This is a genomic window from Allgaiera indica (assembly GCF_900106675.1).
Lineage (GTDB): Bacteria > Pseudomonadota > Alphaproteobacteria > Rhodobacterales > Rhodobacteraceae > Acidimangrovimonas > Acidimangrovimonas indica.
Genome location: NZ_FNOB01000026.1, coordinates 29,544 through 47,171, shown reverse-complemented (window position 1 = coordinate 47,171; position 17,628 = coordinate 29,544). Strand labels below are relative to the sequence as shown.

Sequence of the window (17,628 nt, the reverse complement as noted above, 5' to 3'; positions counted from 1 at the left end):
AACGTGATTTGCGCATCGTCTGTTCTCCTCGCTGCTATGAACGCTACGAGAACAAACTCTCCTTTTGAATGGCCCGGTTCATCGGGGGCAGGTCAGCCGCCTGCCGTTTGCGTGCCTGGTGCGAAGGTCCGGTCGGGTGGCCCCGTCCACGCCGCCGGTCGATCCATCCCAACGTCAATCTGCACCGCCGCCCCGGCGACTTCATTCGCCCTGATCCGGGAGAAGCCGCGCAGCGGGTAGCTCTCTCCTCATGGGGGGGGGCTAGAAACGGTAGCTACTTCACCACAGGCGCGAGGAACGGCGCGGAGCTGAACAGCCAAGCCACTCTACGGTCTTGGACGTAGCCGAGGCGCCCTCCACTATCGCGTCGCAGGCCCGGGTCCCTCGCGCAGAGGGACACACCCAACCCAGGTCTTCGCGGTGCAAGCCGCCGTTCCGAGGCGCCCGCCCGAGCTTGTCGTTGCTCTTATTGCTTCCAGTTTGCTTCCCTGCGTAGCACCGGCGTAGCACCGTTGCGTTGGGTGCAAATGCAAAAGGCGCCCCTTGGGGCGCCAATGCATTGTAATCGTTTATTAATTTTGGTTGCGGGGATAGGATTTGAACCTATGACCTTCAGGTTATGAGCCGAAACCCCTGCGATTCCAATAGGTTAGTCATTTCAACGACTTACACGCCAAGCCTTTGATTTCGCGCACTTTCCACTTCGACACCGCCCGACATTGACCTGTTTTCATCGTCACAGACCGCACCAAAACCGCGTATGCGGGTTGAGGTGGCGTTGAGGTGGCCACTAAGCCCAGAAATTCGCTAGATCGTGGGCAGAGGCCGCGCCAATCCTGCTCTGATCGCCGGAATCTGTCGCTCCGGTCCTCAAGCGCTGCGCGTGTGTTCGGGAAGTACCAGCGCGCGTCGATTCAAAGGTGCGATCTCCCGCTGATGCACGACCACAAGCGCTCCTTCACGATCGGTACCGAGCGTCACATGCTTTCCCGGGGCACCTTCCGACGTAGGCAACCTGCGACACATGAGATCGGCAAGCGCGCTGTCCTCGACCGCGCAGACAATCTGTCGGCCGGACTGGCAAAGATGGGCGAGCACTTCGGCGAGATGAACGGTGCGGAAATCATCGACGTGCTGCACCGGGTCGTCAAGCAGGATGCTGTGCCACCGGCTCCAGGTTATTGAAAGGTTCACCGACAGAAGGAAGGCCAGGCCTGTCGCACGGCGTTGTCCGCTCGAGAACACGAACTGCGGATTGACGCCGTCGCCGACTTGAAGCTTTAGGAAGCGCTGCACATCGCCGCGAACGTTATACTCAATGTCGCGCCAGACCGGGTGGGGCCGAAGCCGCTTATAGAGCTCGGACATTAGCGGTAAGACCCGGTCAAGTTGCTGGTCCAGCGTTTCGGCCGCGGAGCGCCGCGCGGCGTCGTAGATCGCCTTGGCGCGCGTCTCTGCTAGCCGCGCCCGGCCGAGCCACGCTTCGGCGCGCGCGATCTGATTCTTGGCGACCTCCTGATCATTGTTGGCTCGCGCAATCGCGCGGTCGAGCGATATCGTGTCGATGAGGCGCAGGTCTGCCGAGATCGTCTGCCGCTCGGTCTCGAGCGTCGACAACCTCCGCTCTAGGTCGGCCAGACTCGCGCCTTCGAGTGATTGCGCCGCAAGACGATCGTCGAAATCGACCACCTGCCTTTTGGCGTCGTCACGCTCGGCAAGGCGCGCTAGTTGTGATTGTTCAGCTGCCGCCAGTTCCGCTTTGGCGGTGTCTCGCTCCCGTTCTTTTTTGGCCTGCTCGACGGCCTGCGCGTCAAGCTGTCTGGCAACGGCCAAAGCGGTCTCCAGTCCTTGACTGAATTGATCGTGGCTGATTTCGCTTTCGCATAAGGGGCAATGGCCGTCCCGCAACCCGAGGCCGCTACCGAGATTAATCAAGGATTCGAGCTGGCGCGCCTGTTCGCTGAGCGCGGTCGAAATCGGTGCCTTGGCCGCAGCGGCGATGCTGTCCTCCATAACGGACCGCGCTCGGGCCACAGCGGCACTCGCATTCTCCACGCTCTCGTCGAGGACGGGGAGGGCTGCCCGTAGGCGTTCGATTTCATTGAACCGCTGGGCTAGCGGACCCAACGTGTCGAGCCGTGTCGCAATGACGGCCATGTGCCGGCGCGCAATATCTGGGAGTTGATCGGGCGAACCGGTCGTGCGCAAGCTGTCCCGAAGGCGCGCAGCAGCTTGGCTCACCAGCGACTCGGCGGGAAGTGCGGCCCGCGCTTGGTCGATCTGGCGCATAGCATTGGTAAGGCTTTGGCCCGCCTTCTCGGCCTCACCGGCCATGGTCTTGGCGCGGGCCGAGGTGGCCGCGGCGAGCGCCCGCGCCCGCTCGATCCATTCCTCGGAGTCGGCGGCGCCGATCGCGTCCCGCAGCAAGGCGAAGCGATCACCCTCCTTCAGGTCGAGGCTCAGCCGGGCGATATGCTCGTCGCGGATGATCGTCGACTTGCACAGCTGCGTCATCGGCAGCTTCGGCGCGAACGCAGCATCGATCAGCCGGGCCAGCAACGGGCCGGTATCGATGGTCTCGCCGTCGAGCGGGGTGCGGCGGATTGCAACGGTTCCGTCCCCATTGCGAAAGCCGACTTCGACAAATCGGTCGGCCAGCGCGTCGCCTTCGCCGGACCACCACAGATAGTCCGCCACGGACTCGCGGCCCGATTTAGCGTCGAGATACTTGCTGATCGTGCCGGTCAGCGCGAACTCGACCGCATCGAAGATCGTGCTCTTACCGACGCCGTTGCGGCCGTCGATGATCGTGAAGCTGTCGGAAAAGTTGATGCGGACCGGCTTCTGGTAGCCGCGGAAGCCGCAAACGTGGACGTAGGCGAGCCTCATTGACCTTCCTCCAGCAGCTGGAGGAGGGTGTTTTCCGACGCGCCGCTCAGGAAGCCATCGACCAACTTGCTCGGCAGCTCGGTCGTCCTCAAGCGGATCTCCGCCGGCATGTCCACCGCATCGAGACGCGGCGCATTCTGAATGGCAAGCAGCGGCAGTAGCGCGGCGCGAACATCCGCTGCATCGGCGATGCCGGCCCTCGCGATCTTGCGCGTGCCAACAAGGTCTTCCTCGATCCCGCCGACCATGATGTTTTCCCCATAGTCGCCCGGCGAAGGCGCCAAAAAGACGAGATAGGCGTTCCACGCCTTGCGCTCGGCACGCCGTAACCCGCCACCGTCCGCGAGCGGCGTCAGACCCGCCGAGGAACTGGTCGCCAGCCGGGATGCCGGATCGTGGCGCAGCGCGTCGGCATCGTCATGGTCGCGCCAGCCTTGCGCGGCCAGAAGAACGCCGGTGCGGATCAGCGAGGCGAGATCATGCGTGACGTCCTCCTGGCGGCGCGGGTCCTTCAGGCGCGCGACCATCCACGGCACGATGCCGCTGCGTTCCAGGATCTCGCGCAACACAACCGCGCCGGCGTCGCCAGTGAGCCGATCGGGGCGGCTTTCGATCCGAAGCGAGCGGTTGAAACCGGGCGTGACAGGCTGTAGCGTTTCACCCATGCGTGCGTCCGATGCTGCCGTCGATTTGTGTCTAGTCGCTTGAATCTACAGCACTTTCAGGCGCACGCAACCAATCTCGTCAAATTCGGTGAATAAGCCGGGTGCAGAGAAACCCGACTGGTTTCTGGCAGTGTCTCCACTCGGCAAGACGCCGGTGCTGCTTGTCCAGCAAATGCCTATTTTCGAATCTGGGGTGATCCTCGAATTTCTTGAAGAAACACAGCCCAAACCGCTGCATCCCGACGCCGCGCTTGACCGCGCCCGACACCGTGCGTGGATGGAGTTCGGGTCGGCCGTCCTCAATGACATCGCCGGGTTCTATTCGGCGTCCGGTGAAGAGGCGTTCGACAAGAAGATCGCTGCACTGCGTGACAAGTTCGTGCGGCTTGAAGGCCAACTCGGAGCCGGTCCCTATTTCGCCGGAGAGCGGTTCAGCCTGGTCGATGTCGTGTTCGGCCCTGTATTCCGCTATTTCAATACCTTCGATCAGATCGGAGATTTCGGCATCTTCACGGGGCTCTCCCGCGTGCGGGCCTGGCGCAAGGCGCTGGACCGTAGGGTCTCCATCACGTCTGCCGTGACCAATGAGTATCCGACCCTGCTGGCCGAATTCATCAAACGGCGAAATTCGCAGCTTTCGTCCATCATGCAGACCGGACACCCAGAAATGGGGCATGCGCACTGAGAGACGAGCTCCGGGGTCGAGGCCAACCAAGATTGGTTCAAGGCTCAGCCGAAGCACGAAAGCGTACGTTCGGGATGGTTTGGCAATCGGCCGGAGTGTGCCGCACTGCCGTCGTTCCCTTGTCGAGAATGCCGCGCCTTGTGCGAATGTTAGCAATGACGGGCCGCGCCGCAGCATCGCGTGCGGCAGATGAACGGCGGCTCAGGACCGTTTCGCGGCGATCAGTAAGGTTGGTTCGCCCGGGCTGGCCGCGACCTTGCTCAGTCCGGTGTCAGCATCAAGCCTCGGGAAGTTGAAGACGCCGATCATCGAACCCGGCCTCAGGACCTCCGAAACGTCGCTTCAGGTCTCAGAAATATCGCCGAAACTGAAGAAAGGCCGTCGTCGGTTCGGCACTGTAGGGGGCGGTGGTGCCGCTGACGGGCAGGCCGCCGAATTCGGTGCCATGCGGCCCGACCGGGGCCTGGAGGCCGATCAGCAGCATGCTGTTGTCGCTCAGCGACCATTTACTCTCGGCGCTGACGTAGAAGCTGCGGTCGTCGAGGTTGACGATCAGGCTGGGTGACAAGGTGAGCAGCGGTGTCCAATCCCACGCGCCGCCAGCCGCCAGGTAGTTGCGCGAGACGGTGAAGATCTGGCCCCGGGTCAGCCGCGCCGTCAGATCGGAGGGCAGGCTGTCCAGCGCCGCGCCACTGCCCGGCACGCCGAAACCGTTGTGGAAATACTCGGCGTAATAGGTGGCGTTGCGTCCCGCCAGCGTTGTCGCGCCGCTGATGTTGAGAAGCCCCGAGACCCGGGTCGCCCCGGCGGCTTCGCGCGTCGGCACGATCTCGGCATTCCAGGTCGCGCCGCCCAGCGGACCGGACAGGCCCAGCCCCGCGGTCCAGTCGCCGCGGTCGCGCGCGGCCAGCAACGACAGGCCGAATGCGCCGATGCTGCGGTGATAATGCAGCGCGAAGGTGCTGGCATTGCCGCTGACCGGCCCCCCCGCAACCGCGCGGCGCGGGGCTGCCACCGCCTGCAGGTCGGAGCCGTCGTCGAACAGGATCTGCGTATAGATCATGTCGACGCCGGGCTTGTATTCGGTATCGACGGCATTGGGGGCGAAGGGATCGACAAGGTCCATCGGGTGGAACACCTGACCCGCGCCCCAGGTCAGCGCCTGGCGGCCGATCCGGAACACGAAATGCGGTGTCGAGTAGCCCAGCGACAGCCGGTCGATCCGTTGCGTCAGCCGGCGGTTGCCGCTGTCTGTCAGCGTCTCGCTGAGGTCGAACAATGTGGCGGGCGGGGGCGCGGGCAGCAGCGCCGCCTTGCTGCGCGACAGCGCGACGTCCCGGCCGGACGCGCCGCGCAGAACGTAATGCAGGCTGAAATCCCATCGGCCCCAATGCGGCTCCCAGGTCAGCCGGAAATCGCCGTGAAGGCCGGCGCGGGAGCGCGCGCCGAGGAAGGCGTCGGCGCTGCCCGCCTTCGATGTCGCGCCGATCCCGGTGAGTTCGAACCGCCCGTGCAGGGCATTGTCGGCCCGGGCCGGGGCCGCCAGCCCGAGGCCGGTGGCGAGGCTCAGGGCAAGGACGGCAAGGCTATTGCGCGACATCGGCCAGATCCCCGGTCGTGTCGGCGGTGACCTTGCCGTCGACCATCTCGATATGCCGCCGCGCGCGGGCGATGACCCGGGCGTCGTGGGTGCCGATCAGGAAGGTGGTGCCCGAGCGGGCGTTGAGCTCGGCCATCAGGCTGATCAGATCGTCGGCGCTCTTGCTGTCGAGGTTGGCGGTGGGTTCGTCGGCCAGCACGATCGCCGGCCGCGCCACCAGTGCCCGGGCAACGGCGACGCGCTGCTGCTGGCCGCCCGACAGATGCGAGGGGCGCCGCCCCTCCATCCCTGCCAGCCCGACATCGGCGAGCGCGCTCGCAGCGCGGGCGCGGCGTTCCTTGGCGCCCACGCCGAGAAGCTGGAGCACGAACTCGATATTCTCCAGTGCCGACAGCACCGGGATCAGGTTGTAGGCCTGGAAGACGAAGCCGATCTTGTGCAGCCTGAGCTCGGCCAGATGCGCGGTGTTCAGGCTGCTCAGATCCTCGCCATCCACCGTCACACTGCCCGAGGTCGGCCGGTCGAGCCCGCCGATCATGTTCTGAAGCGTCGTCTTGCCGGAGCCGGACGGGCCCGAGAGCGTGGCGAAGTCGCCCGCCGCGATGTCGAGGTCGAGGCCGTCGACCGCCCGGACCTCGACCGCGCCGTCGGTATAGATCTTCGACAGGCCGCGGCAGGCGACGATCGCGCGTCCGGGCGCGCGGCTCTCCGAGGTGTCAGGTTGCATGGCTCATCGCCTCCACGGGTCTGGAATGGGCCGCCTTGCGTGCGGGCCAGAGCGCGATGACGACGCCGAGGACCCAGACGAGGAGCGACATTTCGAAGAATTCGGACAGGGCGAGATGGGGATAGAGGACATGGCCGGCGCCGATGAACTCGGCCCCGCGGGCGAGGAAGCCGAGGTCGACCCCGCCCCTGAGCGCGAAGATGGTGGCGCCCGAGGCGATCATGCCAAGCCCCACGCCGACGCCGATCAGCAGCGCGGATTCGAGCAGCACCTGTGCCAGGATCAGCCGCGGCCGCATCCCAAGCGCCTGCAACAGGCCGAATTCGCGCACCCGTTCGAACACCGCCATCAGCTGGGTGTTGACGATGCCGATCGCCATGAAGACGAACATCACCCACAGCCAGATATAGACGAAGGCGGTCATGAAGCTGTCGACGGCGGCAGCCAGCGGCGCCAGCTGCTTCCACGGCTCGACGTCCAGCCCCGGCGCGGCGGCGCGCAGCCGGGCGATCTCGGGCGCCAGCGCGGCGCCGTCGGTTAGGCGAAAGCTGATCTCGGAAATGCCGTCACCGATGCCCAGCATCTTCTGCGCCGTTGCGATGCCGGTGAAGGCGTAGCTGTCCTCGGCCGACTGGTTGCCGGCGAACAGCCCCTTCACCTGAAAGGCCCGCTGGGCAAGGCTGCCGTCGGCGCTTTGCGCCATCAGGATGACGCGCTTGCCGACCCGTGTCTTCAGCCGCTGCGCGAGGTGGCGGCCCAGAACGATGCCGGGGTCGTCCTTGTCGCCCAGATAGCTGCCCTCGGCGATCTGCTTCGGCAGGAACGAGATTGCCCGTTCGGCCTGCGGTTTCACCCCCAGCAGGGTCAGCGGCAGGGTCTTGTATTCGCTCTGGATCACCGCCGGCACGCGCACCCGCTCGGCCCAGGCCTTGACCGGCGGGACATTGAGCGCGGCGCGCAGTTCGGTATCCGGCGGCGGCATCCGGCGGTCGACCACCGGGTCGTCGAGATAGCCCTTGGCGTGGATCTGGCCGCTGCCGGTCAGCAGGTTGAGCTGGGCGTCGCGGCTCGATTGCGCCCAGGCATCCAGCAGCGCCGCGAAGACGAGGATCGAATAGAGCCCGACCGCGACGACGACCAGGGTGATCGCGGTGCGGCGCGGGTTGCGCCACAGGTTGCGCCAGGCCAGCGGGGCGATGAGCTTGAAGGTTTCCATCATGCCGCCCTCATCGCTTTCACCGGCTCCAGCCTGCGGATGCGCCGCATCGGGATCAGCCCGGCCACGGCCACCGAGACCACGATGACGGCGGGTCCGACCAGTGCCGAGGTCGCGCTGAGCGTGGGGTAGAGCCGCCCGGGCAGGCCCCATTGTGCCATCAGCCCCTCGAAGGCGCCGACCGCGATGCCGGCATGGCCGTACCACAGCGCCAGCCCGCCGCCGAGGATGACGCCGGCGACAGTGCCGATCAGCGCCAGCAGGATCAGTTCGAGCCACAGCATCCGCCCGACCAGCGGCGCCCGCATGCCGATCGCCATCAGCATGCCGAACTCGCGCGTGCGTTCCAGCACCGACATCAGCAGGGTGTTGAGGATGATGAAGACGACGACGACGACAAGGCTGACGTACCACAGCATCGAGGTCGAGAAATCGAGGGTGATCGCCTGTTTCAGCCCGGGTTGCAGCCCGCCCCAATCCTCGACCACCAGATTGTTCGCCGTCGCCAGCCGGTCGAGCCGCGGCAAGGCGGCGTTGACCGCGCTTAGGCTGGGGCCGACCAGCGCGATGGTGTTGGCGGTGTCCCCCATGGCAAAGCTTTGCTGGAACCGGCCCAGCGGCATTTCCGCGACCTGCCGGTCGAGATCGCCGATCCCGGTGTGGAAGATCCCGACCAGCGTCAGGCTGTCGGCGGCGATGGTGCCGTCGAGGGCAGAGCCCAGCAGGGTCACCTTGTCGCCGAGCTTGAGCTTGAGGTTGCGGGCGAGCGCGTCGCCCAGCACCACGGCATCGCTGTCGCCGGGCTTCAGGTAGCGGCCTTCATGCACCGTCGTCGCCAGGGTCGAGACCCGCCGCTCGCGCGTGGGCGAGACGCCGACGATGGCGGCGCCGTAGCTGCGCTCGCCATTGGCGAGAATGACGTAGGAGGTCGCGCGCGGCGCGGCGGCGGTGACGCCCTTCACCTGCTCGGCCTTTGCGGCCAGCGCCTCGGGGTCGGCGATGGTCTTGCGGATGTCGGGATCGTCGGCATAGCCCGGCGGCTGGATCCGGGCGAAGCCGTCGAAGATCCTGAGCGCGTTCGATTTCATCGTGTCGTAGACGCCAAGCTGGAACGACAGCATGAACACCAGAAGGGCGGCGGCGAGCGCCATGGTCAGCAGGCTCAACGCCGTGCGCATCGGCTGCCGCCACAGGTTCCGCCATGCCATTTCGAACAGCATCTCAGTTCCGCGGGTTCTGCAGGTTGGAGCGGGTGAAGACATAGGCCGGGATCGGGACGTTGAACCGCGCCGCGGTCGTGTCGAGCCGCGTCCACTGTCCCTTTTTCGCCGCTGGCCGCATCGTCACCACCACCGGGTAGTCGCGCCCGCCGATGCGGCCGACCTTGTCGGTGGTCATCTGGCGCACGACCCGCATGTCCTGATCGAAGAAGGTCTCCTGCAGCAGCACGCCGTCGTCGCGGACCTTGACCTGCTGCTTGCCCCAGACCACCGGCGCACCGGGTTTCGGCAGTGCCTCGATGCTATAGACGGTGTGGCCGCCGGCATGGCCGGTGCCGATGATCTTGTGGCTGTATTCGGTCAGGATGTCCTCGGCCTTCGACAGGTCGTTATAGGAGAAATCCGACCCCATCCACGACTGCGCCAACATCGAGGCGGGCAGCTTGATCACCTGGTTGAGCTTGGGGTTGAAGATCAGCGTTGTCTTGCCGAGCTTGAGCGTCGCGTTGCCGGCATCCTTGGCCGGAGCGGTGAAGCGCGCCAGCGCCTTGTCGTGCCCCTGGGTCCAGCCCTTCATCGTCAGGTGTCGTTCCCAGCCCGGCCGGTGGATGGTCATCGTCACCGTGGATTCGGACGAGTTGGCGCGCCAGTTGTCGAAGGCGGCGCGGATGAGCGCCGTGGCGTCCGCCGCCATTCCCACGCCCGGGCTGCCGGTCACTATCGCAGCTCCAAGAACCACCGCTGCCGCGATCCTCACTATGAGACCCTTCATCCGTCGCCCTCCCTACCGTGCCCCGCGTCGGCGCACGCGAGCGCCCTGACATCGGGGATTTGCATCAAAGTTATGGACCGCCCGGTCCACACCACTGGTTGATACGCCCGCCGGGTGCTACATGTCAAGCCATGAGCCGACCTCGCTTCGATAAGCTTGACCCCGCGCGCCAAAAGCGCCTGTTCGACAATGCCGCCGAGGAATTCGGCGCGAACGGCTATGACGGGGCCTCGCTCAATCGCATCCTCGAACGCTCGGAGATGAGCAAAAGCTCGCTATATTACTACTTCGACGACAAAGCGGACCTGTTCACTACGCTGGTCGAGCGCTCGGTCGGCTTCCTCCTGCGCGAGATCGGCGGCCTCGACCCCGATGCGCTGACCGCCGAGACCTATTGGAGCGAGTTGGAAAAGCTCTATTGCCGTTCGCTCGCGCTGATGAACAAGAGCACGTGGTATGTGAAGCTGGGGCGGATGTTCTACCGGCTGCGCAGCGACCCGAAGCAATCGGCGCCGACCGGGCGGATCTTCCAGGCCGCGCGGCACTGGGTCGGGTTGATCATCGCGCGCGGGCAGGCGCTGGGGGTGGTTCGCGGCGATCTGCCGGACTCGCTTCTGATCGACAGCGCGCTGGGGTTGGGCGAGGCACTCGATCGCTGGATCGTCGCGCATTGGGACGACTACACCCCGGAAGAGCGGCTGGCGATGGCAGAGCAACATGTCGGCCTGTTTCGGGCGCTGCTAGAGTGCCGCGAGACACAGGTGTCCCGCCCTTCAGCGGCGAGGTAGGACGCTGCTGGGCCGGGCAGTGTCTGCAACGTAAACCACTGCGAAGCGGCACAAATTCCGCATCGCTGGAATTGCGCGGCTGAAAAGCTGCAGGGCGCGCGAAGGCCGGCTTCGGGGAGCCGGCACTGGGGATCAACGGCAGCTTCAGGCCGACACCCTCGCGCATCAATGGCGCCAGAACCGATTCATCCCCGAACCCCAACGCAAAACCGCTAGTGGTGGGCCTATCTTTTCATGGCCATCCACCGGTCAAGCCGCTCCGCCTCAGTGCCGAATGGACCCCTCCCTCACGTCACCCCGATTCTTTTCACGCTGCGTCTGGCTCTTGCTGCAAGTGCACGATAACTTTTTCGCGAGGGCGAGTCGCCTCGATGGGATGCGCGGCTCGGTTGCGCCTGATTGGATCGGAATGCCCTGATCGGAGGGGGCTCTGACCGATCCTCCCTCAGCGCCGCGGTTCCTCGCGCAATTGGAAACGTCGACATCGCCACGGGAGGGCGATCCTCGACGCCTGCTTGGGAAGAGGAAAAAGGTCAGCATGGGACTGCCGCCACGGGTTTTCTACTCTGTACATGAAGCCGCCGCACGCTGGGGCTGCATGATCGCCGACATCGCCGGCTGGGCCACGGTCGGCAAGTTCGACATCGTGACCGGGATTTCGCGGGTCATCTGTGGCTCGATCGCCGTGTCAGGGCTGGTCGCGGTATCGACGATGGACCTGCTGCCAATGTTCCGGCGCTGTGGCACCGGGCCGACCACATACCACATGCGCCGCATCCGCCCCGAAGACTCCGCTGAATGGCTGACGGTGACAGACCCGATCTCCGGCGTTCCGGTCTCGCTTGCCGACCTTCTGCTCCGCCGCACCGATGTAGAGCGCTTCGAAGACGACCATGATCTTGTCCGTCGCATCCCCTCCGCCACCGGCGCAGGTGTGACGTCGCCCTACGATTGGGACGGCATGACCCTCGCGGTCATCCGCCGCATCCACGACCAGGGCCTTCCCGCGACGCAAGCGGAACTCGTTGCCGAGATGCAGGACTGGTTTGCCCAAACCTCGGAGACCGGTCTGATGCCCGACGAGCGCACGATCCGCAGGCGGATCACACCAATTTGGCGGACCCTGCGCGCCACCAGCACCTGACGGGCGCTGGGCGCCTCAGGCGAATTTCCGGTCAGCGCTCACATCGGCCCCCGCATCATGCACCAGTTTCGGCCGCGGTCGGAACATCGTCGCCACGGCGTCGACCCCTGCGCGCAGCGGAGAATCCATCAGATGGGCGTAGCGCTGGGTCGTTTGCATCTGCGAATGCCCCAGCAGCTTGCCGATCATCTCGAGCGAGGCACCACCGCTGACCAGCAGCGACGCGAAGGTGTGGCGTAGATCGTGGATGCGGACGTCCGGCAGACTGGCACTGCGCTGGATGCCGCGCCAGAAGCGCCGGATTTCCACCACCGGCTGACCCGGCACGTCGCCGGGAAAGAGCCAGGGGATCCCGCGCGGCACGATCATTTGGCGTTGGCGCACGATGGCTGCCACCTCGCCCGAGATCGGAATGCGGTGGATCTTGCGCTGTTTGGTGGTGGTAGCAGGTTTTGACCAGCTGCCGAGGTCGAGATTGAACTGCTCGAAGCGCGCCTGCCGCACCTCGCCAACCCGACTGCCGGTCAACATGCAGAGCCGGATGATGCCCGCGGCGCGCTGATCCGTTGCCGCATCCAGTGCCTCGGCCAACCGACCGATCTCTTCCGGTGACAGAAACCGCTCACGTTCGTTCTCGAGCCGCTTGCGGAAGCCGGAGGCCGGGTTGTCCGTCCGCCAACCCCAAGCGATGGCGAGCGTGAACATCTTGCGCAGTACTTCACCGGTGCGGTTGGCGCGGATCGGCGTCGGCTTTGATCCCTGCAGCTTGCGGGCCCGGTTGTTCGCCTTGGCCTTCCACGGGCGCGCACGGCCCTTGGCGATGATGTTCAGGAGTTTTTCCACATCCTGGGGCGTGATCTCACTCACCAGCTTCGTACCCCAATGCGGCGCAACCAGCTTGGCCAGCATCGAGCGCTGATCCGAAGCATTGGTCGGCGCGAGATGCGGCAAGTGCTCAGCGCCGTAGCGCTCGATCAGATCGCGAAAGCGCGGCGCCTCGCGCTGGTCGCCGCGTGCCCCGAGCGGGTCCGCCCCGGCATCGATATCCCGGCGCAGGTCCTTGGCGCGTTCCCGCGCGGCCGTGGCGGTCCATTCCGGCCAGCGCCCGATCGTCATGCGGCGCTGGCGCCCTGCATGGCGATAGTCGAGCGTGAAGGCCCGGCTGCCGGAGCGGTAGACGCAGATCGCAAAGCCACGCACCTCGCTGTCGAAGACCTGATAGTCGCGCCCCTCGGCCGGGACCAGTTCGCGCACCGCTTTCTCGTTCAGTCTCAATCGCTTGGGCATAGATCGGTCTCTCCTTTCGCCGACACACAGGCGTGAATTCGCGGCGCGATCAAGCGGATCATGACACCTAGGGTGGCGCACAGGCGGAGGGTGGCGGAGAAGCGCCCTACCCTGCGCCACCCCTTATTTTGTTGAGGGTTCCGCCTTTGTTTCGGCCCCAGACCTCGCCGCGGCAGGGCTGAGGCTCACACTCCGGGCGGGCGCTTGTGCCAATTTTCTGGGCAGATGCCCGAAATCCTCAATAAATTAACGGGTGGCACGGGGGGCGGCGCGATTCTGCCACCCTGCCACCCCATCGAACGCCCGCCAAGCCCCGCCAAACGGGCCAGACTCCGGGGATTTGCCGCTGTTCGCAGCCGAAGCGGCGAGTTCCGGGGGTGGCGTAGAGAGCGCGTGCGTCGGCCACGGATTGCTGCGGCGCAGCGTGATTTGCGAAATTCACAATAAAACAAGGGGTGGCACAGGGGTCGCGGGATCACCGCCACCCTCCGCCTTCCCGCCACCCTGTCGGCCCTGCGCCTGCTGCCCTCCGCGATCCGCCCGTTCCGGGCGGCACTGGAGGAACGCACATGTCAGCATCGGACCAATCCGAACACGCGCAGGCTGCAAGCCTGCTCATCGGCCTCATCAGCCGGGTCGCTCTCGCCCGCGATCTCGGGCTCACCGTCGATACCCTGCGCCGCTGGGAGGCGCGCCGCGCGGGACCACCCTGCGTCCGGGTCGGAAGGGCGGTCTATTACCGCCGCGACGCGGTGCGCGACTGGCTGCAGCTTCAGGAAGTCCCGACCCCGCGTCGGGCAGGAGGCCGCCGATGAGCGCCGCCGCCGCGCCCGACTGGTGCGAGGACCGTCTCACCGAGGCGCGTGGCGTCCTCGCGGATGTCGCACATCACCCGGACACGCTGGTCGATCTCGCCTGCAAGGTGGTCCGGGCATTGAGCCCGGACGACGGAGAGCGGTTTGAAGCGCTGGGCCTGCTTCGCCTCTTGGCGCCCCCTTGCGACCGCGTCGCGCCGCCGGAGGTGCAGCCATGACCCGCCGCGCCACCCCAGAGGCAGATGCCCAGCGCGCCATCGTTCAGGCGCTGCGCATCGCCCTGCCCCGCGATGCCATCGTGCATCATGCCGTGAACGAAATCGCCGCCGGCGACCGGCGCGGCCGGATCCGCCAATCCATCCTTGTCGGCATGGGCGTCCATGCGGGTTTCTCGGATCTGATCGTGCTCTCAGGCGGCCGAGTGCTGTTCCTTGAGGTCAAGAGCCAGACTGGCCGGTTGCGCAAATCGCAGGAGGTCTTCCGCGATACGGTCCTCGCCCAGGGTTTCGGCTGGGCGCTGGTCCGCTCGGTGGATGACGCGCTGGGCGCGCTCGCCGATCAGGGGTTCACCAGCCGCGTGCGCAGCCCAGCGCGGAGGGTCGCGCCATGAGCCACAAGGGCACCAACTGGGCGATCCAGCAGCGTGGGCTGAAGCCCGCCACTAAGATCGTGCTCTGGCATCTCTGCGATCGCCACAACCCCGACTTCGGCTGCTTCCCGACCCAGGCGCGGTTGGCGGACGACGCCGAGATGTCGGTCTCCGCTCTGAACGAGCATCTGGCGAAGCTGGAGGAACTGGGCCTAATCCACCGTGTCCGCGCCCATGATCCGCGCACCCATCGTAGGCAGGCGACGCGCTACATCCTCGGCTTCGAGGACGGGTTTCCGCAGGAGCCAGTTCCGGAAACCGGAGATGGCTTTGCGGGAACGGAGCACGAACAAAATGCCGACCCATCTCCGGAATCCGGTCATGGAGCCATCTCCGGATTTTGCCGGGTTCCATCTCCGGATTTTGGCCAAAGCCATCTCCGGAATCCGGAGACTAACCTTGTAAGAGAACCTTTAAGGGAACCTGTAAAGGAGGAGGAGGACGCGCAGGCGCGCGAGACCGAGTTCGATCGGTTCTTCGCAGAGTTGCTGAATGCGCTGGGCCTTTCGTCCGACGGCCCGCTGCCCGCCTGGTGGAAGGGCTGGCCCGCCCGCGAACACGTCCGGCGCTGGCGCGATGACCTCGGACTGACCGAGGACAACATCCTCGAGACCGCAACTGCCACGCGGCGAGAGCACCCTGCCCCGCCGGATGGCCCCAAGGCCCTCGACCGGGCGATGGAGCGCGCCGCCCAGCGCGTGGCACAGGCAACTGCGGGCCGCCCGCCCGCCAGAAGCCCTAGGCGGCAGCCGAACCGCGCCGCGCAGGGCCCGGCCAGCCCCGACGACGTGGCGGCGTTCTACGCCGGGCTGGTGAACTCCGACCGCTTCCTGCCGGCCAACACGATCAGCAACGCGACGCGCGAGGCGATGCTGGCCCGCGGTCTGGTGACCGTCGAGCGGCTGCGGATGCGAGGTGTGCGATGACCATGCAACGGCGCATCGGCCGCAGTGGTGGTCGCGAGAAGCGCGCGCTGGGCGTGCAGGCCATCCTGGAATGGGCGTTCCGCATCGAGAAGGCGCAGCTCGAGCTGCCCGAGCGGCGGGACGACGAGGAGGCCGGGTTCGGATTCGGGCTGGAATACGTGCTGCTGCAGCGTGCCGCATTGGGCTGTAAGATCGACGGCGGTCGGCACAAGATCGGCAGTTCCACCCACCCTGACGCCGAGGTCGTCGCCGCGGCTGTCGCAGGATTGCCCGACAGCCGCGGTGGCATCCGGATGGCAATCCGCGTGGCCGAACTGGCGCGCGCTGGACTCACGCCGGACTGGATGCCCGGTGCGGTGCCGCGCTGCGTACCCGTCGAGACCAAGCGCAACCAGCATGGCGAGCGATCGACCACGGTCGTGGTCGGCACCGAGCGCGTGCTGCATCGCGGTAAGTGGCGCAGCGTCGAGGTGCTGGCCTGTCCGGTCACATGGTACCCGCATCCGGGCCAGATCGAGGGGGCGCGGCGCGGCTACGAGGACTGGTGGCGGGCGCTGAACTGGGTCCGGGATGGGCTGGTGGCGGGTGGGATGCTGCGGGAGATCGAGGTGACTGTCGTACTGCCCAAATTGCAGCCGTGGCTTCCTCGTCGCTGCCAATAGCCGACGTTGCAAAGCGTCAATTCTGCCGGTTAGCCTTTGCCCACCCCGTCACCGCTCCAGCTTGGGCTTGATTGCACTGCTATCATTGCATAGTTTTGGCATTGCAACCGGAGGGCAACATGGCCAGCATCACGATTCGCAATCTGGACGACGATGTGAAGCACCGCCTGCGCGTTCGGGCGGCTGAGCATGGCCGCTCGATGGAAGAGGAGGCCCGCGATATCTTGCGACAGGTTGTTGGCCAGCCCAGCGCGCCACTCAACCTTGGCCTGGCGATCCACGCGAGGTTCGCAGCCGTGGGCGGGATCGACTTGCCGCCAGCGCAACGCGGCCCGATGCGGCCATCGCCGGACTTCGAATGATCCATGATCCTGCTCGACACCAACGTGATCTCGGAACTGATGCGCACCGAACCAGCCCAGATCGTGCTGGACTGGTTCGGCAAGCACGACACTGCTGACCTGTTCATCTCGGCTGTCACCGAAGCGGAACTGCGCACCGGCGTCGCAATCCTGCCCGAAGGCCAGCGCCGTGATCGGCTGCAACTGGCCCTCGACGCCATGATCGATCTGGATTTCCAGGCCCGCGTCCTACCCTTCGACAGCCCTGCCGCCAAAGCCTACGCCGAAATTGCAGCCCAACGCCGGGCAGCGGGCCGCCCCATCGCCGAGGCCGACTGTCAGATCGCGGCCGTCGCCCGCGCCGCGAACGCCCCTGTCGCCACCCGCAACGTCAAGGATTTCGATGGCTGCGGCATCCGCCTGATCAATCCCTGGAACGACCAATGAACGCTGTCGAAAACGTCCAGGCCATTTCCGAGCTGGCCGAAAAGCAGTTTGACCGGCAGTGCGGCGAGACGAGCTATCCCATGGGTGCCAAGGGGGCAATCTGGATGAGATTCTCATCCTGATTGTCGCGCTGCAGACAGACTGCCGACCGAGGCCATGGGGCAGCGAGGTGCTTTGCAATGCCATGTTCGCGGAAGCCGTAATCTTCTCCAGATCGCAATCTGACCGACCTCGAACTACGCACAGATATCCTGCGCTGCGCAGGAATGGCCGGTTCGGGGAGCCAGCGCTCCGCCACGCCACCGCAGCGGAACCGCAGCCGTGGGCCGGTACGACCAGCAAGCCCCCTGGCATGGTTCCTCCCCGCCCCCACTCGTATGCGGGGGGGCGCAGCGCGGCAGTTCGCTAGCGACTGGCTTCTTCACCGGGGAATCCACCCGGAATCCACTTGGCGCACTGCGTCAAGAAAATCCTCAACAAATCAAACCGTTGCGAGATGCGATCTTCGGCAGGGTGGATTCCCAGGCGGAATCCAGGGAATCCACTTCGGGGAAGCCACCTTGGCCGGAAGTCACCCCGCGGAAGCCACCATGCCAGGAACGCGTTGAATCCACTCCGGTTTTCCGATTGACAAAGCTGCCCCCATTGACCTACCCCTTGATCATCGAAGAATGGCGCCCGGAGGAAACCCCTCGCGGGCGCTTTCATTTCCCCGACATCGCGGATCCCGATCTTGCTGCGGGCCGTCCCGGCCGCGCGCATCGGTCTGCCCGCCCCGCCCCACATCAGAGAACC

The 17,628-nt window shown here is 65.7% G+C and carries 19 protein-coding genes; 11 read left to right on the top strand and 8 right to left on the bottom strand.

The window, feature by feature from the left end; genetic code table 11:
• Positions 1-870: 870 nt before the first annotated feature.
• Positions 871-2,889: an ATP-binding protein gene (locus tag BLV97_RS17650; RefSeq protein WP_051645881.1), complete on the bottom strand. Its 2,019-nt coding sequence runs from the start codon at positions 2,887-2,889 to the stop codon at positions 871-873.
• Positions 2,886-3,554, bottom strand: a complete 669-nt coding sequence (locus tag BLV97_RS17645) for a transposase (RefSeq protein WP_051645880.1) — start codon at positions 3,552-3,554, stop codon at positions 2,886-2,888. The genes BLV97_RS17650 and BLV97_RS17645 overlap by 4 nt, the downstream gene beginning before the upstream one ends.
• 88 nt (positions 3,555-3,642) lie before the next feature.
• Between BLV97_RS17645 and BLV97_RS17640 the strand changes: the two genes are divergently transcribed.
• On the top strand, positions 3,643-4,239 hold the full coding sequence (locus BLV97_RS17640) for a glutathione S-transferase family protein (protein ID WP_244521063.1): 597 nt from the start codon (positions 3,643-3,645) through the stop codon (positions 4,237-4,239).
• 349 nt (positions 4,240-4,588) lie between these two features.
• Here the strand turns inward: BLV97_RS17640 and BLV97_RS17635 are convergent, their stop codons facing one another.
• Genes BLV97_RS17635 through BLV97_RS17615 form a run of 5 tightly spaced genes read right to left on the bottom strand, consistent with a single transcriptional unit; the run spans position 4,589 to position 9,720 of the window.
• Positions 4,589-5,839 carry a hypothetical protein gene (locus BLV97_RS17635; protein ID WP_035838916.1) on the bottom strand — a complete coding sequence of 417 codons (1,251 nt, stop codon included), beginning with the start codon at positions 5,837-5,839 and terminating at the stop codon, positions 4,589-4,591.
• Positions 5,826-6,566, bottom strand: a complete 741-nt coding sequence (locus tag BLV97_RS17630; RefSeq protein ID WP_051645879.1) for an ABC transporter ATP-binding protein — start codon at positions 6,564-6,566, stop codon at positions 5,826-5,828. The genes BLV97_RS17635 and BLV97_RS17630 overlap by 14 nt, the downstream gene beginning before the upstream one ends.
• A complete protein-coding gene (locus BLV97_RS17625; RefSeq protein ID WP_035838913.1) occupies positions 6,556-7,785 on the bottom strand; it encodes an ABC transporter permease in 1,230 nt (409 codons plus the stop codon). Before BLV97_RS17625 ends, BLV97_RS17630 begins: the two co-directional genes overlap by 11 nt.
• Entirely contained in the window at positions 7,782-9,002 is a 1,221-nt protein-coding gene (locus BLV97_RS17620) for an ABC transporter permease (RefSeq protein ID WP_051645878.1), read from the bottom strand. The genes BLV97_RS17625 and BLV97_RS17620 overlap by 4 nt, the downstream gene beginning before the upstream one ends.
• Before the next feature lies 1 nt (position 9,003).
• Complete coding sequence (locus BLV97_RS17615; protein WP_160169148.1) at positions 9,004-9,720, bottom strand: outer membrane lipoprotein-sorting protein; 717 nt, start codon at positions 9,718-9,720, stop codon at positions 9,004-9,006.
• Positions 9,721-9,905: 185 nt separating this feature from the next.
• On the opposite strand from BLV97_RS17615, the gene BLV97_RS17610 reads away from it, so the two are divergent.
• On the top strand, positions 9,906-10,562 hold the full coding sequence (locus tag BLV97_RS17610) for a TetR/AcrR family transcriptional regulator (RefSeq protein WP_092164174.1): 657 nt from the start codon (positions 9,906-9,908) through the stop codon (positions 10,560-10,562).
• Positions 10,563-11,100: 538 nt separating this feature from the next.
• Positions 11,101-11,706 carry a hypothetical protein gene (locus tag BLV97_RS17605; RefSeq protein WP_035838895.1) on the top strand — a complete coding sequence of 202 codons (606 nt, stop codon included), beginning with the start codon at positions 11,101-11,103 and terminating at the stop codon, positions 11,704-11,706.
• Between the two features lie 15 nt (positions 11,707-11,721).
• Here BLV97_RS17605 and BLV97_RS17600 read toward each other — a convergent pair whose 3' ends face one another.
• Positions 11,722-12,993: a tyrosine-type recombinase/integrase gene (locus BLV97_RS17600; RefSeq protein ID WP_035838891.1), complete on the bottom strand. Its 1,272-nt coding sequence runs from the start codon at positions 12,991-12,993 to the stop codon at positions 11,722-11,724.
• Between the two features lie 569 nt (positions 12,994-13,562).
• Between BLV97_RS17600 and BLV97_RS17595 the strand changes: the two genes are divergently transcribed.
• From BLV97_RS17595 to BLV97_RS21825, 8 genes are all read left to right on the top strand, one after another.
• Positions 13,563-13,808 carry a helix-turn-helix transcriptional regulator gene (locus tag BLV97_RS17595; protein WP_035838888.1) on the top strand — a complete coding sequence of 82 codons (246 nt, stop codon included), beginning with the start codon at positions 13,563-13,565 and terminating at the stop codon, positions 13,806-13,808.
• Positions 13,805-14,026 carry a hypothetical protein gene (locus BLV97_RS17590; RefSeq protein WP_035838885.1) on the top strand — a complete coding sequence of 74 codons (222 nt, stop codon included), beginning with the start codon at positions 13,805-13,807 and terminating at the stop codon, positions 14,024-14,026. Before BLV97_RS17595 ends, BLV97_RS17590 begins: the two co-directional genes overlap by 4 nt.
• Positions 14,023-14,418: a VRR-NUC domain-containing protein gene (locus BLV97_RS17585; RefSeq protein WP_035838883.1), complete on the top strand. Its 396-nt coding sequence runs from the start codon at positions 14,023-14,025 to the stop codon at positions 14,416-14,418. The genes BLV97_RS17590 and BLV97_RS17585 overlap by 4 nt, the downstream gene beginning before the upstream one ends.
• The gene (locus BLV97_RS17580; protein ID WP_035838880.1) at positions 14,415-15,383 is read left to right on the top strand and encodes a helix-turn-helix domain-containing protein; all 969 of its coding nucleotides are present in this window, start codon (positions 14,415-14,417) and stop codon (positions 15,381-15,383) included. Before BLV97_RS17585 ends, BLV97_RS17580 begins: the two co-directional genes overlap by 4 nt.
• Positions 15,380-16,045, top strand: a complete 666-nt coding sequence (locus tag BLV97_RS17575; RefSeq protein ID WP_035838877.1) for a hypothetical protein — start codon at positions 15,380-15,382, stop codon at positions 16,043-16,045. Before BLV97_RS17580 ends, BLV97_RS17575 begins: the two co-directional genes overlap by 4 nt.
• A gap of 119 nt (positions 16,046-16,164) precedes the next feature.
• Positions 16,165-16,407, top strand: coding sequence for a FitA-like ribbon-helix-helix domain-containing protein (locus tag BLV97_RS17570; RefSeq protein WP_035838874.1), 243 nt, complete (start codon positions 16,165-16,167; stop codon positions 16,405-16,407).
• Between the two features lie 3 nt (positions 16,408-16,410).
• Complete coding sequence (locus BLV97_RS17565; RefSeq protein WP_035838871.1) at positions 16,411-16,833, top strand: type II toxin-antitoxin system VapC family toxin; 423 nt, start codon at positions 16,411-16,413, stop codon at positions 16,831-16,833.
• Positions 16,830-16,955 carry a hypothetical protein gene (locus BLV97_RS21825; protein ID WP_280138217.1) on the top strand — a complete coding sequence of 42 codons (126 nt, stop codon included), beginning with the start codon at positions 16,830-16,832 and terminating at the stop codon, positions 16,953-16,955. Before BLV97_RS17565 ends, BLV97_RS21825 begins: the two co-directional genes overlap by 4 nt.
• Positions 16,956-17,628 lie beyond the last annotated feature (673 nt).

Coding starts and splice junctions, on each gene's coding strand:
- BLV97_RS17650 (WP_051645881.1), bottom strand. CDS start 2,889: ATGAGGCTCGCCTACGTCCACGTTTGCGGCTTCCGCGGCTACCAGAAG.
- BLV97_RS17645 (WP_051645880.1), bottom strand. CDS start 3,554: ATGGGTGAAACGCTACAGCCTGTCACGCCCGGTTTCAACCGCTCGCTT.
- BLV97_RS17635 (WP_035838916.1), bottom strand. CDS start 5,839: ATGTCGCGCAATAGCCTTGCCGTCCTTGCCCTGAGCCTCGCCACCGGC.
- BLV97_RS17630 (WP_051645879.1), bottom strand. CDS start 6,566: ATGCAACCTGACACCTCGGAGAGCCGCGCGCCCGGACGCGCGATCGTC.
- BLV97_RS17625 (WP_035838913.1), bottom strand. CDS start 7,785: ATGATGGAAACCTTCAAGCTCATCGCCCCGCTGGCCTGGCGCAACCTG.
- BLV97_RS17620 (WP_051645878.1), bottom strand. CDS start 9,002: ATGCTGTTCGAAATGGCATGGCGGAACCTGTGGCGGCAGCCGATGCGC.
- BLV97_RS17610 (WP_092164174.1), top strand. CDS start 9,906: ATGAGCCGACCTCGCTTCGATAAGCTTGACCCCGCGCGCCAAAAGCGC.
- BLV97_RS17605 (WP_035838895.1), top strand. CDS start 11,101: ATGGGACTGCCGCCACGGGTTTTCTACTCTGTACATGAAGCCGCCGCA.
- BLV97_RS17600 (WP_035838891.1), bottom strand. CDS start 12,993: ATGCCCAAGCGATTGAGACTGAACGAGAAAGCGGTGCGCGAACTGGTC.
- BLV97_RS17595 (WP_035838888.1), top strand. CDS start 13,563: ATGTCAGCATCGGACCAATCCGAACACGCGCAGGCTGCAAGCCTGCTC.
- BLV97_RS17590 (WP_035838885.1), top strand. CDS start 13,805: ATGAGCGCCGCCGCCGCGCCCGACTGGTGCGAGGACCGTCTCACCGAG.
- BLV97_RS17585 (WP_035838883.1), top strand. CDS start 14,023: ATGACCCGCCGCGCCACCCCAGAGGCAGATGCCCAGCGCGCCATCGTT.
- BLV97_RS17580 (WP_035838880.1), top strand. CDS start 14,415: ATGAGCCACAAGGGCACCAACTGGGCGATCCAGCAGCGTGGGCTGAAG.
- BLV97_RS17575 (WP_035838877.1), top strand. CDS start 15,380: ATGACCATGCAACGGCGCATCGGCCGCAGTGGTGGTCGCGAGAAGCGC.
- BLV97_RS17570 (WP_035838874.1), top strand. CDS start 16,165: ATGGCCAGCATCACGATTCGCAATCTGGACGACGATGTGAAGCACCGC.
- BLV97_RS17565 (WP_035838871.1), top strand. CDS start 16,411: ATGATCCTGCTCGACACCAACGTGATCTCGGAACTGATGCGCACCGAA.
- BLV97_RS21825 (WP_280138217.1), top strand. CDS start 16,830: ATGAACGCTGTCGAAAACGTCCAGGCCATTTCCGAGCTGGCCGAAAAG.